Source organism: Ruegeria sp. CDSC051, from assembly GCF_059610665.1.
In genome coordinates, this window is the sequence record NZ_JBXWOC010000014.1 from 14561 (window position 1) to 29060 (window position 14500).

16 protein-coding genes and 1 tRNA gene are annotated in these 14500 nt (G+C 57.4%); 5 read left to right on the forward strand and 12 right to left on the reverse strand.

All coding sequences use genetic code 11. The features are described from left to right. Positions 1 to 7: 7 nt before the first annotated feature. From AC2FH0_RS20480 to AC2FH0_RS20515, 8 genes are all read right to left on the reverse strand, one after another. Entirely contained in the window at positions 8 to 526 is a 519-nt protein-coding gene (locus AC2FH0_RS20480) for a GNAT family N-acetyltransferase (RefSeq protein ID WP_496709973.1), read from the reverse strand. After that, positions 523 to 1077, reverse strand: coding sequence for a helix-turn-helix domain-containing protein (locus tag AC2FH0_RS20485; protein WP_496787044.1), 555 nt, complete (start codon positions 1075 to 1077; stop codon positions 523 to 525). The genes AC2FH0_RS20480 and AC2FH0_RS20485 overlap by 4 nt, the downstream gene beginning before the upstream one ends. Before the next feature lie 111 nt (positions 1078 to 1188). Continuing rightward, positions 1189 to 2205: a Fe(3+) ABC transporter substrate-binding protein gene (locus tag AC2FH0_RS20490; RefSeq protein WP_496790221.1), complete on the reverse strand. Its 1017-nt coding sequence runs from the start codon at positions 2203 to 2205 to the stop codon at positions 1189 to 1191. A gap of 247 nt (positions 2206 to 2452) precedes the next feature. Continuing rightward, a complete protein-coding gene (locus AC2FH0_RS20495) occupies positions 2453 to 3019 on the reverse strand; it encodes a hypothetical protein (RefSeq protein ID WP_271951874.1) in 567 nt (188 codons plus the stop codon). Positions 3020 to 3039: 20 nt separating this feature from the next. Continuing rightward, complete coding sequence (locus tag AC2FH0_RS20500; protein WP_142639525.1) at positions 3040 to 3561, reverse strand: hypothetical protein; 522 nt, start codon at positions 3559 to 3561, stop codon at positions 3040 to 3042. Continuing rightward, positions 3551 to 3937: a hypothetical protein gene (locus tag AC2FH0_RS20505; protein WP_271951870.1), complete on the reverse strand. Its 387-nt coding sequence runs from the start codon at positions 3935 to 3937 to the stop codon at positions 3551 to 3553. The genes AC2FH0_RS20500 and AC2FH0_RS20505 overlap by 11 nt, the downstream gene beginning before the upstream one ends. A gap of 185 nt (positions 3938 to 4122) precedes the next feature. Next, positions 4123 to 4248, reverse strand: a complete 126-nt coding sequence (gene ykgO, locus AC2FH0_RS20510) for a type B 50S ribosomal protein L36 (protein WP_008562923.1) — start codon at positions 4246 to 4248, stop codon at positions 4123 to 4125. 90 nt (positions 4249 to 4338) lie between these two features. Beyond that, positions 4339 to 4413: transfer RNA gene (locus AC2FH0_RS20515), tRNA-Val, on the reverse strand. 148 nt (positions 4414 to 4561) lie between these two features. Between AC2FH0_RS20515 and AC2FH0_RS20520 the strand changes: the two genes are divergently transcribed. Further along, complete coding sequence (locus AC2FH0_RS20520) at positions 4562 to 5422, forward strand: N-formylglutamate amidohydrolase (RefSeq protein ID WP_496693106.1); 861 nt, start codon at positions 4562 to 4564, stop codon at positions 5420 to 5422. A 2-nt stretch (positions 5423 to 5424) separates the two neighbouring features. Here AC2FH0_RS20520 and AC2FH0_RS20525 read toward each other — a convergent pair whose 3' ends face one another. Continuing rightward, positions 5425 to 6678, reverse strand: coding sequence for a DNA polymerase IV (locus tag AC2FH0_RS20525; RefSeq protein WP_496693105.1), 1254 nt, complete (start codon positions 6676 to 6678; stop codon positions 5425 to 5427). Positions 6679 to 7037: 359 nt separating this feature from the next. After that, on the reverse strand, positions 7038 to 7742 hold the full coding sequence (gene pyrF / locus AC2FH0_RS20530) for an orotidine-5'-phosphate decarboxylase (protein ID WP_496693104.1): 705 nt from the start codon (positions 7740 to 7742) through the stop codon (positions 7038 to 7040). Positions 7743 to 7881: 139 nt separating this feature from the next. On the opposite strand from pyrF, the gene AC2FH0_RS20535 reads away from it, so the two are divergent. Together AC2FH0_RS20535 and clpB are read left to right on the forward strand one after the other, a co-directional pair. Further along, a complete protein-coding gene (locus tag AC2FH0_RS20535; RefSeq protein ID WP_496693103.1) occupies positions 7882 to 8214 on the forward strand; it encodes a hypothetical protein in 333 nt (110 codons plus the stop codon). A gap of 125 nt (positions 8215 to 8339) precedes the next feature. After that, positions 8340 to 10958, forward strand: coding sequence for an ATP-dependent chaperone ClpB (gene clpB, locus AC2FH0_RS20540; protein WP_496790222.1), 2619 nt, complete (start codon positions 8340 to 8342; stop codon positions 10956 to 10958). Between the two features lie 53 nt (positions 10959 to 11011). Here clpB and AC2FH0_RS20545 read toward each other — a convergent pair whose 3' ends face one another. Both AC2FH0_RS20545 and AC2FH0_RS20550 read right to left on the reverse strand, forming a co-directional pair. Then, complete coding sequence (locus AC2FH0_RS20545) at positions 11012 to 11635, reverse strand: class I SAM-dependent methyltransferase (protein WP_281995990.1); 624 nt, start codon at positions 11633 to 11635, stop codon at positions 11012 to 11014. A gap of 46 nt (positions 11636 to 11681) precedes the next feature. Continuing rightward, entirely contained in the window at positions 11682 to 12497 is an 816-nt protein-coding gene (locus AC2FH0_RS20550) for a cyclase family protein (protein ID WP_496790224.1), read from the reverse strand. Positions 12498 to 12751: 254 nt separating this feature from the next. Between AC2FH0_RS20550 and msrP the strand changes: the two genes are divergently transcribed. After that, the gene (msrP, locus tag AC2FH0_RS20555) at positions 12752 to 13654 is read left to right on the forward strand and encodes a protein-methionine-sulfoxide reductase catalytic subunit MsrP (RefSeq protein WP_496790226.1); all 903 of its coding nucleotides are present in this window, start codon (positions 12752 to 12754) and stop codon (positions 13652 to 13654) included. Between the two features lie 4 nt (positions 13655 to 13658). Next, positions 13659 to 14282 (forward strand): protein-methionine-sulfoxide reductase heme-binding subunit MsrQ, encoded by a 624-nt coding sequence (gene msrQ / locus AC2FH0_RS20560; RefSeq protein ID WP_271951856.1) that lies wholly within the window; start codon positions 13659 to 13661, stop codon positions 14280 to 14282. Positions 14283 to 14500 lie beyond the last annotated feature (218 nt).

The following is a 14500-nucleotide window of genomic DNA, read 5'->3' on the forward strand; positions in this document are numbered from 1 at the left end:
GCGCCCCTCAGGTCAGGGTTTTGAACATAAAGGTAGTTGGTTCCAGCTGATCATTTTCCGGGTTGCGGCAGTAGTTCGGAATTTCTCCGGCAATTTCAAACCCAAGGCTTTGATAGAGGAGGAGCGACGGGTCCGTACTGCGCGTGTCCAGCACCAATAGGGAGTGCCCCAGTTCCAGCGCCCGCGCCTCAACTGCCGCCATAAGCGTCCGACCGATGCCACGCCGTCGGGCGCTGGGATGGACAAGCAGCTTGGACACGTCCGCGCGATGCGCTTGGTTGGGCATTTGGGCAGGCACCAGCTGTGCGGTGCCCACAATCCGCTCGCCATCTCGATAGACGAATATCTCGGCTGCACCGGTCTGGATGTTTGGCCAGACATGGGATTGCCAATAGCGCCGTGCATCCTCCGGCGGAAATGGCTGAATGAACCCGATACTCGCCCCGTCATGCACGCAGGCGTGCAGTATCTCTGTCAGATCGTTCATGGCTTGGTTCAGATCATTGGCCGCCAGTCGTAAGATCATATCAGCACCATCAAATACCGCGCACCGCGGTCGGCGTGGGTTTCGAAACGTGTCGGGCCAGACAGGTGATAGCGCAGGCAATCCCCGCTCGTTAGATGATGCGCGGTTCCATCCACGGTCAGGGTCAGGCCACCGTCCAGCATGATCAGGTGATGCTCCTGCCCGTGTTTTGGCGGCGTGTCATAGGTGATCACAACGCCTGGGGGCAGATGGCCTTCCATGACCTCTCCGCCAAGACCCGCGGCCGGAGGGGAGACGGATCGCCGGGTAAAGCCTGTTTCGGGGTCGCGCCATTCGGGTTGATTTTCGAAGGGAACGCGGGGGGCGAAACTGTCCTCGACCATCATCAATAGACGCGACATCGGCAGCCCATAGGCGGCACATAACCGGCCCAGAGTTTCCGCGGTGGGGCTGACATCCCCCTTTTCCAAGCGCGACAGGGTGGCCCGGCTGACACCGCTGTGTTCCGCCAACTGATCCAGCGACCATCCCCGCGTTTGGCGAAGTTGATTCAGGTGGTTTGCAAGGCGGTCGGATAGGGTATCAGGCATGGCTCGTATATGGGAATCATTTCCGTATATGAGATTATTGACCAGAAAACATAACTTCACAATAGAAAAGGGCGCAGAAAACTGCACCCTTCTGCTCGATAGAATGAAAGATTACTTCCAGCCGGCCTCGTTAAAGATCTTCTGTGCCTCGGGGATGTTTTTGGCGACCTGGGACAGGTTGATCTCGTCGGCTTTGAACTCACCCAGCGCTGCCACGTTATCCGCAAGGGCGACGCCTTCGACCGCCGGGAATTCGTCATTGCCGTTCGAGAAATAGACCTGCGCCTGATCGCTGGCGAGGTATTCCAGGAACTTGATCGCGTTGTCCTTGTTCGGGGCATTTGCGGCCACGCCGGCACCGGACAGGTTCATGTGCGCGCCTTCGGCTTCTTGCGCCGGGAACTGGACGCCGATCATGTCAATCTCAGCGCTCAGGCCTTTGACGTCTTTACGCATTGCACGGGCAAAGTAGTAGGAGTTCGAAACGGCGATCTCGCATTCACCCGAAACAATGCCGCGCAGCTGGTCAGTGTCACCGCCCTGTGGTTCACGCGCCATGTTCGCGACCATGCCTTCGGCCCAGGTCTTGGCGGTTTCCGCACCGTGGTTTGTGATGATCGAGGCCAGCAGGGTCTGGTTATAGGTGTTACTGGACGACCGGATGCAGACCAAACCTTTGTATTCGGGCTTGGCCAGATCCAGATAAGACGCGGGCGGGTTGGTCACATCGGCCTTGTCAAAGAAGATGATCCGCGCGCGCTGCGAAAAGCCATACCACTGGTTGTCTTCGTCCTGCAGGTTGGCGGGAATACGTTCTTCCAGAACCGCGCTTTCGACCGGCTGCAGGATACCCGCGTTCTTGGCACGCGCCAGACGCGAGGTATCAACGGTCAGCAAGATATCTGCGGGTGAGTTCGCGCCCTCGGCTTCCATCCGGGCAATCAGCTCGTCCGCTTTGCCTTCGATGCGGTTGATGGTTATACCGGTGGCCTCTTCGAAATCGGAATAGAGGCGTTCGTCGGTGTCGTAGTGGCGCGAAGAATAAAGGTTCAGTTCGCCCTCGGCAGCGGCAGAGGTCGCGATCAGGGCCGTCAGGGCGGCGGCAACGCAGGTAGAGGATTTCAGCATCATGTGTCCCAACATTGAAAATCGGCGCGGGTAATAACCCGACTGAAATGGTCAATTAAACGATTCTCAGGGGGATGCAAGAAATTCCGACAAAATTAGTTGGTCAAATCACCGCCAACATGTCGCTGGCCCCGACCAAGTGGTACTGCACAGCGGGGCCTGAGGGTCGGCAAAGCCGATCCTGGCTACGCCGTCATGGCTGACCTAGTCGTGTTGATTTAAGAACTGAAAAATCGAGAGATGCTGCTTAGCGCTTTCTCTGTCTTTTTTCAGGTTCAGGTGGAGACGGGTCCGGGACAGGTGCGGGGGCCGGCTCAGGGTCTGGGTCGTCGGTCAACACCGGTTCTTTTTTCAGCATGACCTGTGTGACAGCTTCCATATATTTCTGCAGCAAGACCGGAGGATCGGCCGGGGCCAGTTTGATGGTCAGCCTGCTTGCGCCTTCTTGGCTGTAAGCATAGCGCGAGGAATAGCTGGCATTGACCTGCGCTGCGACAGGGCCCCAACCACCTTTGACCGAAGCGCTGCCCGCTTTTTCGGTTTGCTTAGTCATTGAGATCGCCATTTTGACCTCAATTTCGGCTTCTTGCACCGCGTAGAATGCGGGTAGAAAGCCCATGGAAACCAAACTGAATTCTTTGGGGGGGCCATTGGGATTGGACAAGTCCGGAAGCTGGATCTTCTGATCGGCCATATATTTGGCGACATCTGTAGAATGTCGATCCAACTCGGTCTGCGACTCGGCAACGGAAAGCGCAAGCTTTTGAACCATTTCCGCAAACGGGACGTTTAGCAGTTCCTGCCCGATACTCATTTCCAATCTCCTCTGTTAATTCAGTCTTTCTCAATAATTTGCGTGGCGGTCCGCCTCCTGACGGAAAAAGTGACCTTGGATGCGTTCTGGCTGATCGCCTGTTTTCGGGCATTCGTCGCGATTTGGGCTTTGGTGCCGTCCTGACCCAACCCAACAACCGCTTCGACTTTGACGTTGTCGATGGTGAAATCACTGCTGCCATCAGACCCGGCGAGGATCTGTTCACCCAGGGCTTGCGAGAATTCCTGCGCGTTGACGACCTGTGTGTCAGGATCGTCCGCTCCCATTGCCGCGCGGCCCTCGGCCATCGGGTTCATCACCGGGTTACCCGCGCCCATCAACATGCCGCCGCTGCCTTCTTCCAGATCGTCGATCCGTTCTTGGAGGTCGTTGATCGTCTCGAGCAGCGCGACTTCGCGCGCCTCCATTGCCGTCATGCGGTTTTCAAGTGACTGAAGCAGAGTGGTGAATGCCTCGGGCATCTCGGTGACGCGGACATCTATGGGCGCTCTTTTGGGGGCTTTGACTTTCTTAGTTGCCATCATTGCCATCCAAAGATCTGCTCTCATCTACGGGACCGGGCGCGAAACGCATTCGCATCGTGGACGCGCTTTTGGAATCGAGCGTGTCTGTCTGAGTCAATTTCGGGCCAAAAATAAAGGTGCCAATCCTGCTGCGTTGGCCTTCTTCGGTGGAACTGCTCATCTCCATGACGACCTTCAGTTCCACATCGACATCCTGCATGTGATAAAAGACCGGCGGGATGCCAAGATCGCGCAGTTCCTGGGGATAGTTCTTCAGCGCTTTCAGCTGATCAATGCTAAGCTGTTCGGCCGCCTGGGCCACACTGCGGCCTATATCGGCTACCATGTCGGTCAGAGTTGTTCCGAATATCTTGTCCAGATCATCGTTGGCCAATCCGACCTCCCGTCATAAAATCACGGAAAGCGTAGCACGAGATCGCCCTATCACAACGTTGAATCTTAGAACCGAACTTTCTGAGCGAATTCCTGCAGTTCCGTCCGCATTACATCTGGTTGAAATGCCGGACAAAAAAAACCGCACCCGAAGGCGCGGTTCTTTGAATTCAGTATGTGCAGTTCTTAGCCCTGACGAGCTTTGAACCGACGCTGCGTCTTGTTGATCACGTAGACGCGGCCTTTGCGACGCACAACCCGGCAATCACGGTGCCGGTTCTTGAGCGAGCGGAGCGAGTTCTTGACCTTCATGGGTCTGTCTCCAATCTGCGGCGCCTTCATCAAGGACGTGGCCAGCGCCTGGGTTTGCGGGTGCCCCGGAAATCCGAAGCAGTGAGTTCATGGTGGGCGGTACAAGGATCGAACTTGTGACCCCTTCGATGTCAACGAAGTGCTCTACCGCTGAGCTAACCGCCCATGAAACCGTCGCGTGGCCAACCCCATAACGAAATGGGGCGCGGAACCCCGCGCCGGTAGCGGGGTCTATAAAAGGAGTCGCAAAAGGGTTCAAGGGGTTTGGTAGAACTATTTTCCGGTCTATGTTTGGTGCGAACAAGGAGTCGCCATGCAAAACGCTGCTTACCTACTGGATATGCCTGCCAAGCGCACGTCCTGTGTGGTTTTTTCCTCTCCGCATAGCGGTCGAAACTATCCAAATGGGCTGATGAAGCGGTCGGTTCTCAGCCAAGATGTGATTCGTTCTTCCGAGGATGCTTTTGTGGATCAGTTATTTTCATCAGCGGCGGACCATGGTGCGCCACTGATTTCGGCGATGATGCCACGCGCCTATGTCGATCTGAACCGCAGCGCAGAAGAGCTGGATCCAGCCCTTATTCAGGGCGCGCGCCGCCAAGGCCATAACCCGCGGGTAGCGTCCGGGCTGGGGGTGATTCCGCGTGTGGTCGCCAATGGTCGAGAAATCTATCGCGGTAAGCTGACCATGGATGAGGCGCGTCTGCGAATCGATACCTGTTGGCGTCCCTATCATGCCCGGATCAAATCGTTGCTGGCAGAATCGCATCAGGAATTCGGGCAGGCGATTCTGATCGACTGTCATTCGATGCCGCACGAAGCCGTGGCCCTTGCGTCCACAGTCAATTCCAGACGTCCCGAGATCGTGCTGGGGGATCGGTTCGGTGCCTCTGCAGCGCCAGAGGTCGTCGAACAGATAGAGGCCGCTTTCGTCTCGGCGGGTCTGAGCGTGGCCCGAAATACGCCGTTTGCCGGGGCCTATGTGACCCAGACCTATGGACGCCCCAGCCGCCACCAGCATGCTGTACAGATCGAGATCGACAGATCCCTGTATATGGATGAAAGCAGGATCGAGCCGAATGACAATTTCGCTGCCTTCAAAGAGACCCTGGGCGAAATCATCATGGTTATTGCGCGGATCGGGCCTGAGCCGCTGCAGCTTGCAGCCGAATAACCTCAGCGAAGGGCACGTCCTTTGACGATGGCATCCGTCCCAAAGCGGCGGCGAATCTCATCCGTTGCGCGTTCGGCCTGCGATCTGCGCGAGGCATCCGGGTCCAGCAGATCCCCTGAAATATCCGCCTGATCCTCGGGGCACAGATCCGACAGGCCACACCCCAACAGCCGATAAGGGCCCTGATCACCAACCTGATCGAACAGCGCCCGTGCTGTGCGATAGATCCGATCGGCGATCTGCGTGGCATCGCGAAGAGAAACGCGTCGTGTAATGAGTTTGTGATTGGCCCGTTTCAGTTTGAGCGTCACAACCCGCCCGGCCAGCCCCTTGGCCTTGGCCCGATCCGAGACTTTTTCGGCCATCCGCCAAAGGTGCCCATCCAGAATGTCGGCATTGGCCGTATCTTCAAAAAAGGTCGTTTCGTTGCTGATGGACTTCATCGGTTCATGTGCCGAAACCCGGCGCTTGTCCTGACCGCGGGCCAGATGCCACAGCCGGTAGCCCATGGAGCCAAACCGCGCGGTCAGATCCTCTTGGTCCCAGCGCAACAGGTCCGAGAACAAGCGTATGCCAGCGCGGTCCAGCGATTCCTGCGCCGCAGGGCCTATGCCCCAGATCAGGCGCACTGGCTTGTCGTTCAAAAACGCGGATGTCTCTTCCTCGCCGATCACCGAAAATCCGCGCGGCTTGTCCAGATCGGATGCGACCTTGGCCAGAAACTTGTTATGTGACAGCCCGATTGACCCGGTCAGCCCCAACTCGTCCTTCATCCGTTTGACCAATCGTGCAAGCATGACTGCGGGAGGCGCACCGTGCAGACGTTGCGTGCCGGATAGGTCCATGAACGCTTCGTCCAGCGAAAGCGGTTCAACAATCGGCGTCAGCTCGTCCATCATCGACCTGATTTGGCGCGAAGCCTCGGCATAGACCGACATGCGCGGTTTGATCACGACAGCGTCGGGGCATAGTTGCAACGCCTTGAACATCGGCATTGCCGAGCGGACGCCGCGAATCCGGGCTACATAACAAGCCGTAGACACAACACCGCGCTTGCCGCCCCCGATAATGACGGGTTTGTCGGCCAGCTCCGGATTGTCCCGTTTTTCGACAGAGGCGTAGAAGGCATCGCAATCCATATGTGCGATGGACAGGTCAAACAATTCAGGATGCGTTTTGATGCGCGGGCTGCCGCAGTCCGGGCAGCGGCGTTCCTTCGTCAGTTCTGTCAGGCAATCTCGGCAGAGGCCGGGCATTTTCTTTTCCCGTCTTCCATGCGGTCCGTAAGGTTCGGTGACTATATCATTCGCATGCCACGGGCAAAACCCGCACAGTGAGGGTAGGAACCAGATCTGCCAAAAGAAGGCCCCCCGCAAAGTGGCGGGGGGAGGTGACGGACCTCAGGAAGAGATGGTCCGCGGGGAGTATCACCTACTTAGATTCTCTCAAAATCAAATTTTTCGATAGAACCCAGTTCACACAGTGGAAACTCGTGTTTTGCATGTGTGTTTTGGGGCACAGGGACGATTTGGCGCGGATCGGGTGAAAAGTGACCTAAGGTCAACTGTTTGCGGGTTGTTCTTGCGAAAATTTAGCCTGATTTAGCCGGATTGCCCTAGTGTCGGGATAAGGAATTTAACTCTGCAAGCACCGCCTCTGCGGCGGCTTTAGGGTCTTGCGCCTGATAGATTGGGCGTCCCACTACGATGTGATCGGCGCCGTCACCGATGGCAGTTGCCGGGGTTGCGACCCGTTTCTGATCACCCAACGCGGCACCTGCGGGCCGAACGCCGGGTGTCACGATCAAGCGATTTTCGGCTTGGGGCAGGGCACGGATCAGCGCGGCCTCTTGCGGGCTGGCGATGACGCCATCGGCACCCGCCTCCAACGCTTTGGCCGCGCGTTCGACAACCAGGTCCTGGACATCGCCCGACTTCAGCAGGCTGGCATCCAGATCATCCCGGTTCAACGAGGTCAGGATGGTTACGGCCAGGATCTTGAGGTCTTTGCCAGACGCACCCTCTTTGGCGGCCCGCACCACGTGCGGGTCACCATGTACGGTCAGGAAATCCAAATCGAACTGTGCCAGACCGCGCACCGCATTTTCCACCGTATTACCGATGTCGAACAGTTTCATGTCCAGAAAGATGCGCTTGCCCTGATCCTGCTTTAACTCGTTCGCCAGGGCTAGCCCGCCCCCTGTCAGCATTCCCAGGCCGATCTTGTAGAATGAGACACTGTCCCCCAGCCGCTCGGCCAAGGCCAGACCGTCCAGGGCGTTGGGAACATCAAGGGCTACAATCAGGCGGTCATCGGACATTGGGGGCTCCTTTTTGGCAAACGTCTGCGTCCTAACGGTTTCGTGCGCTTCTGTCCATGCGCGCCTTGCGTGATTCAGATCACGGCAGAGGTTTCCGACTGTGCTATTATCGCGTTGTGCAACTGGGACGGAATTCGGAATGAGACAGTTTACGAAACCCACTATCGCAATCTGCGCGGGGCTGATGCTGGCCGGGTGTCAGGACATGGCGCTGGAAAAAGAGGCTGCTGATACAGTTCTGAGGTCTCCGACAAACGACAACCTCCGGCTGATTGGCGGTTATCGTTCGATGGATGATGACTGTCAGGTTACGGGGGAATCCGCCTTTACCGTGGATTTTCTGGATGACGCCGCCGATCTGGTTTCCTGCCCGATAGGCAGCGATGCGGCGCAATCGCTTGTCGATATGTACGGTGCGCGTTCTGTGGCGAAAACTGGGGGGTATACAGTTTATTCTGTGCCGCGTCGGTAGGTTGGATTCTGTTGGCAGACCCCTTGAACCGTGCAAGATATTTCCCAGATTGAATGTGAGGCCCAGACCGACGCGCGCTGCCAGGCGGGCGCGTCAAAACCGGGCGCTTAGAGAAGGAGCAAAATATGGACTTGAACAAGTTCACCGAGCGGGCACGAGGTTTCGTGCAGGCAGCGCAAACGATTGCGATGCGCGATGGGCACCAGAGGTTGACCCCTGAACATATACTCAAAGCCTTGATGGACGATGATCAGGGGCTGGCCAGCAATCTGATCACCCGCGCAGGCGGAGCGCCCAGCCGTGTCGTTAACGCACTGGATGCGTCCATGGCCAAAATTCCCAAGGTCAGCGGCGATGCGGGCCAGGTTTATCTGGATGGTCAGACCGCCAAAGTTCTGGATGAAGCTGAAAAGATCGCCACCAAGGCAGGCGATAGTTTCGTGCCGGTTGAACGAATTCTGATGGCGCTGTGCATGGTGAAATCCAAAGCCAAGGATGCTTTGGAAGATGGCGCAGTGACGGCGCAGAAACTGAACGAAGCCATCAATGACATCCGCAAAGGGCGCACCGCTGACACCGCGTCGGCGGAAGAGGGCTATGATGCGCTCAAGAAATACGCGCGTGACCTGACCGAAGCGGCTGCTGAGGGCAAGATCGACCCGATCATCGGACGGGATGAGGAAATCCGCCGCTCGATGCAGGTTCTGTCGCGCCGCACCAAGAACAACCCGGTTCTGATCGGGGAACCCGGCGTCGGTAAAACCGCGATTGCCGAAGGTATGGCCCTGCGCATCATCAATGGGGATGTGCCGGAATCGCTAAAGGATAAAAAGTTGCTCGCGCTCGACATGGGTGCGCTGATCGCAGGTGCGAAATACCGTGGTGAGTTCGAAGAACGCCTCAAGGCGGTTTTGACCGAAGTGACCGAAGCCGCCGGTGAAATCATCTTGTTCATTGATGAGATGCACACGCTGGTGGGCGCGGGCAAATCCGACGGCGCGATGGATGCTGCCAACCTGATCAAGCCTGCGCTTGCTCGGGGTGAGCTGCATTGTATCGGTGCAACCACGCTGGATGAGTATCGCAAATACGTGGAAAAAGACGCGGCTTTGGCGCGCCGGTTCCAGCCGGTTGTGGTGCAGGAACCGACTGTCGAGGACACGATCAGCATCCTGCGCGGTATCAAGGAAAAGTACGAGTTGCACCATGGTGTGCGTATCTCGGACTCGGCTTTGGTGTCGGCAGCGACCCTGTCGCATCGCTACATCACTGATCGCTTCCTGCCCGATAAAGCTATCGACCTTGTCGATGAAGCGTCGGCTCGCTTGCGGATGGAAGTGGATAGCAAGCCCGAAGAACTCGATCAGCTGGATCGTCAGATTCTGCAGATGCAGATCGAGGAGCAGGCGCTGAAGCTCGAAGATGATGCGGCATCGAAGGATCGTCTGGAAACCTTGCAAAAGGATCTGGCCGATCTGCAGGAGCAATCCGCCGAGATGACTGCACAGTGGCAAGCCGAACGTGACAAGCTGGCTGGTGCGCGCGATCTGAAGGAACAGCTCGACAAGGCACGGGCCGATCTGGAAATCGCCAAGCGCGAAGGCAACCTCGCCAAGGCGGGTGAGCTGTCCTATGGCGTCATCCCCGAGCTTGAGAAAAAGCTGACCGAGGCCGAAAACGCCGAAAGCAGCCAGATGATGGCCGAGGAAACGGTGCGTCCGGAACAGATCGCTTCGGTGGTCGAACGCTGGACCGGTATCCCGACCTCGAAAATGCTGGAAGGCGAGCGCGAAAAGCTGCTGCGGATGGAAGACGATCTGCATTCACGCGTGATCGGTCAGGATGCAGCGGTGACCGCCGTGTCCAACGCTGTGCGCCGTGCTCGTGCAGGTTTGAACGACGAAGGCCGTCCGCTGGGTTCGTTCCTGTTCCTCGGACCAACCGGCGTGGGGAAAACCGAGCTGACCAAGGCGGTGGCGAACTTCCTGTTCGACGACGACAACGCGATGGTGCGCATCGACATGTCCGAGTTCATGGAGAAACACGCGGTTGCCCGTCTGATCGGGGCGCCTCCGGGCTATGTCGGCTATGACGAAGGCGGTGTGCTGACCGAAGCCGTGCGGCGCAGGCCCTATCAGGTTGTGCTGTTCGATGAGGTCGAAAAGGCGCATCCGGATGTGTTCAACGTGCTGTTGCAGGTACTGGATGATGGTGTGCTGACCGATGGTCAGGGCCGTACGGTGGACTTCAAGCAGACGCTGATCATCCTGACCTCGAACCTCGGCTCTCAGGCGCTCAGCCAGTTGCCCGACGGTGCCGACAGTGCACAGGCACGGCGGGATGTGATGGATGCGGTCCGGGCGCATTTCCGGCCCGAATTCCTGAACCGTCTGGACGAAACGATCATCTTCGACCGCCTGAAACGGGATGATATGGATGGCATTGTCGATATCCAAATGGCACGCCTGCAAAAACGCCTGGCCGCGCGGAAGATCGAGCTGGTTCTGGACGACGGGGCTAAGGAATGGCTGGCCAACGAGGGCTATGACCCGGTCTTCGGTGCTCGCCCACTGAAACGCGTGATCCAACGCGCCTTGCAGAACCCGCTGGCCGAGGCGCTGCTGGCGGGTGAGATCAAGGATGGCGAGTCTATTCCGGTCACCGCCGGGGCCGAGGGCCTGATCATAGGCGATCGGCTGGGCACGTCTGAGCGACCACGACCGGATGATGCCGTGGTGCATTGAACCTAAACTGATTGTTGAATGGACCCGCTTGACTGGTGGGTCCATTCTTGAATTTACCCGCGTTTTTTTGCGACTAACCCCCGGCTTGTCCGAGAGGGTGGGCCAGATGGGAAAGAATAGACCGTTTCGCAATCAAAACCTGCTTCATCTAGCAGCTCTAAGATCTCCGCGCGCTGAAACGTTCTATGTCGCCATTGCAACCAGATGATGGCGTTACACCAATGTGGCTTTGATACCACCAAAAACAGGCGACCACCCGGGCGCAGCAGTCTGTGAATGTCTTGCAAGGCTTGGGACGGATCTGCGCAATGTTCAATCACATGGGCCGCAAGAACTACGCCTACGGGGTCTAGATTGACATTACCTAGCACCCCTTGGGCTAGTTCTGGTTCGACCCCCCGCGCCCGCAGAGCCTTTTGGCCTTGCCTGATCATCCCCGCGCTGGGTTCAAGTAAGGTTATCCTGGGCGGTTTTCCGTGGACCGCTACCCAGGCCTCGGCGAAGGACGCAGTGCCAGCCCCAATATCGACCACATGTGTCACGTCGTCAGCGACAGGCAATCCCGAGGTCAGGAATTCTAGGTAGCCATCATAGTACCCAAGCGCGCGCATCTTGTCCCGCCACCGGGGCGCGGCTGTATCGTAACGATGCGTGATTTCGGCAATGGGTTTGGGCATCGGTCCGTGCTTTGAAGGTATGCTGCATCACTAGTGCATCGTGGCTTTAGACCAACGCGAATATCCGTGCCGGACCTCCGGTGCCGCCAGCATGTTTCGGTGCGCCGATGACCAGCGTGGCCCCCGCGGCCGGAACCCGATCCAGGCCCGCAAGGCATTCGATGCCAAACCGACCCGAGGGCAGCCAGGCATAGTGGGTGGCGAAATCAGCAGACATGCCGTGATCCAGCGACAGGGTATCCACCGCAATCGACCGCGCGCCGGTGTCTTCCATTAACATCTGCGCCGCTTCGACGTGAAACCCGGGATAGTGCTGCGCCTCACCGTCGAAATTGCGGAACCCGTCCGTGGCGGTCTTGCCGGACCAACCGGAATGCATCGCCACGCAAGCGCCGTCGGGGATGTCTCCGTTGGCCGCAATCCACGCTTTCAGATCGTCCGGGGTAACGCGGGTGTCGGCGTCTTCGGCCGCGCGCGCGGCGATATTGACGACACAAAGCGGTGCAACCAGATCAGTCACCGGTATCTCATCGACCGACATACCATTCGCGGAAAAATGCAGAGGCGCATCTATATGCGTGCCGGTATGTTCGTTGATCGACAGATTGAACAGGTTAAAGCCGTGATCCGCGAAGTTGAACGCCTGTTCGGCGGAAATGCCGGGTTCGCCTCCCCAGGTCGGAAAGTCGGGGCTGAGCGTATGGGTCATGTCCTCGACCCCGCCATGACCTGCGGCCAGCGCTGCTGGTGCAATCGCTCCGGTGGTCGCAGCCGCAACGCTCGTGGCGGCAGCAGCTTTTAAGAAACTCCGCCGCGACAGCATTCGATCTTTGACGGCATTCATAACGCAGATGTCACACATTCTTCTTCTCCCACTGGTGGATTTCAATCGTTGGATGGGTCGTCCATCTTTTCCCTTGTTGGTAATACCTGCGGCCCAGCCTGCATTTTTGAGGCCTGCGTTGTAAAGGTGGTGACCACAGGTGGTGCCGCGACAACAGCCTCACCCCCCTGATACGTTACAAACTGGTCGCTCAATCGTGAGGCCTGTTTCCTTGGCTCTGTGCTATCAGCGGACTACCTCACCTCAGAGGATGTATGAAGACGGAGACTTAGATGGCGCATCGCTGGACCAACACATTGACACATGCCGACGTCACCCCCCGGGCGGTGTTTCTGAACCGGCGCCAGATGATGGCCGGGATGGCGGGTGTCGGATTGGCAGGGCTGGCGCAGGGGGCAGCCGCGCAAGAGGCGCTGGAGCCGAATACCTGGGAAGAGATCACCGGTTATAACAATTATTACGAGTTTGGTACTCGGAAAGAAGATCCTGCAAAATACGCCTATACTCTTGTTACTGAGCCGTGGAGCATCAAGATTGACGGTCTGGTGGACAAGCCCGGCGATTACAATTTCAAGGACATCCTGTCCGAAATGACCGTCGAAGAACGGATATACCGGTTTCGCTGTGTCGAGGCATGGTCGATGGTGATCCCTTGGAACGGGTTTGAACTGGCCGACCTGCTGAACATGGCCGGTGTTCAGGAAGGCGCCAAATACGTGGCCTTTGAAACCGCTTATCGTCCAGATGAAATGCCGGGTGTTCAGTATCCGGTTCTGGACTGGCCGTACCGTGAAGGTCTGCGGCTGGACGAAGCAATGCACCCGCTGACCCTGATGGCCACTGGTATTTATGGCCGGCCGATCCCGAACCAGAACGGCGCACCGTTGCGTCTGGTGGTTCCGTGGAAATACGGGTTCAAATCCATCAAGTCGATCGTTCGCATTACGGTGTCAGATGTTGAGCCGCCGACAAGCTGGAACATGGCCGGTCCGCGCGAATATGGTTTCTATAGTAACGTGAACCCCAATGTGGATCACCCGCGCTGGTCGCAGGCCTCGGAACGTCAAATCGGCGGTGGGCTGTTTGCCAAGCGCATCCCGACGCTCATGTTCAATGGCTACGAGGACGAGGTCGCCGGGCTTTACGAAGGCATGGATCTGTCCAAGCATTATTGAGAGTATGAGCGCGCTGAACCAGATATTCCGTCGGATCCCTGTTTGGGCCGTCTATTTGCTGGGGGTCCTGCCGGCACCCTGGCTGTTCTATCAAGGGCTGACCGGAGGTTTGGGTGCCGACCCGATTGAGGCTCTTGAGCATAAGTACGGCAAACTGGCATTGCAGTTTTTGATTGTTGTTCTGGCTATATCGCCCCTGCGCAGGTTTGTCGGCGTGAACCTGATCAAGTTCAGGCGGGCGCTGGGCGTTTTGACATTTATATATATCAGTCTGCATCTTTTGGTTTGGCTGGTATTGGATGTGCAGGCCCCCGGGCAGATCTGGGCGGACATCCTGAAGCGCCCCTATATAACTGTGGGTATGGCGGCATTTGTTCTGACGCTGCCACTGGCCGTGACGTCGAACAACTTTTCAGTACGGCAGCTTGGCCCGGGCTGGCGCGCGCTTCAGCGTTTGGTCTATCCGGCAGCAGTTCTGGGGGGCGTGCATTATGTAATGCAGGCCAAAGGATTTCAGATCGAACCCTTGATCTATTTGTCCGTGATTTTGGCTTTGCTTGCTTTGCGCCTACCGATCTCGACCCTGATGAGCCGATTCCGGGGTGCGATTCCGCCCGACTCGGCCTGAGTCTGCCGGTAAGCCTGTGCGAAACACTATTTTCCGTACGCATCTTGGCGGTTGGCCGCCGTATTTGGGCCTGGTACTATTTGTAAGTATTTGTTTTATTTCATTAAATAATAGTTCTGAAGATTTTCGCGAGTTTCGGGAATTTTCTGCTTGCGGTGTATGTTTGTAATGCTTAGAACCCCCTTCACCGGCGCTGCTGAGGCGCTTGTGACACACTG

What these genes read in the sequence shown, in the direction of transcription:
- AC2FH0_RS20480 (WP_496709973.1), bottom strand. Translation starts at nt 526, where the DNA reads ATGATCTTACGACTGGCGGCCAATGATCTGAACCAAGCCATGAACGAT.
- AC2FH0_RS20485 (WP_496787044.1), bottom strand. Translation starts at nt 1,077, where the DNA reads ATGCCTGATACCCTATCCGACCGCCTTGCAAACCACCTGAATCAACTT.
- AC2FH0_RS20490 (WP_496790221.1), bottom strand. Translation starts at nt 2,205, where the DNA reads ATGCTGAAATCCTCTACCTGCGTTGCCGCCGCCCTGACGGCCCTGATC.
- AC2FH0_RS20495 (WP_271951874.1), bottom strand. Translation starts at nt 3,019, where the DNA reads ATGAGTATCGGGCAGGAACTGCTAAACGTCCCGTTTGCGGAAATGGTT.
- AC2FH0_RS20500 (WP_142639525.1), bottom strand. Translation starts at nt 3,561, where the DNA reads ATGGCAACTAAGAAAGTCAAAGCCCCCAAAAGAGCGCCCATAGATGTC.
- ykgO (WP_008562923.1), bottom strand. Translation starts at nt 4,248, where the DNA reads ATGAAGGTCAAGAACTCGCTCCGCTCGCTCAAGAACCGGCACCGTGAT.
- AC2FH0_RS20520 (WP_496693106.1), top strand. Translation starts at nt 4,562, where the DNA reads ATGCAAAACGCTGCTTACCTACTGGATATGCCTGCCAAGCGCACGTCC.
- AC2FH0_RS20525 (WP_496693105.1), bottom strand. Translation starts at nt 6,678, where the DNA reads ATGCCCGGCCTCTGCCGAGATTGCCTGACAGAACTGACGAAGGAACGC.
- pyrF (WP_496693104.1), bottom strand. Translation starts at nt 7,742, where the DNA reads ATGTCCGATGACCGCCTGATTGTAGCCCTTGATGTTCCCAACGCCCTG.
- AC2FH0_RS20535 (WP_496693103.1), top strand. Translation starts at nt 7,882, where the DNA reads ATGAGACAGTTTACGAAACCCACTATCGCAATCTGCGCGGGGCTGATG.
- clpB (WP_496790222.1), top strand. Translation starts at nt 8,340, where the DNA reads ATGGACTTGAACAAGTTCACCGAGCGGGCACGAGGTTTCGTGCAGGCA.
- AC2FH0_RS20545 (WP_281995990.1), bottom strand. Translation starts at nt 11,635, where the DNA reads ATGCCCAAACCCATTGCCGAAATCACGCATCGTTACGATACAGCCGCG.
- AC2FH0_RS20550 (WP_496790224.1), bottom strand. Translation starts at nt 12,497, where the DNA reads ATGTGTGACATCTGCGTTATGAATGCCGTCAAAGATCGAATGCTGTCG.
- msrP (WP_496790226.1), top strand. Translation starts at nt 12,752, where the DNA reads ATGGCGCATCGCTGGACCAACACATTGACACATGCCGACGTCACCCCC.
- msrQ (WP_271951856.1), top strand. Translation starts at nt 13,659, where the DNA reads ATGAGCGCGCTGAACCAGATATTCCGTCGGATCCCTGTTTGGGCCGTC.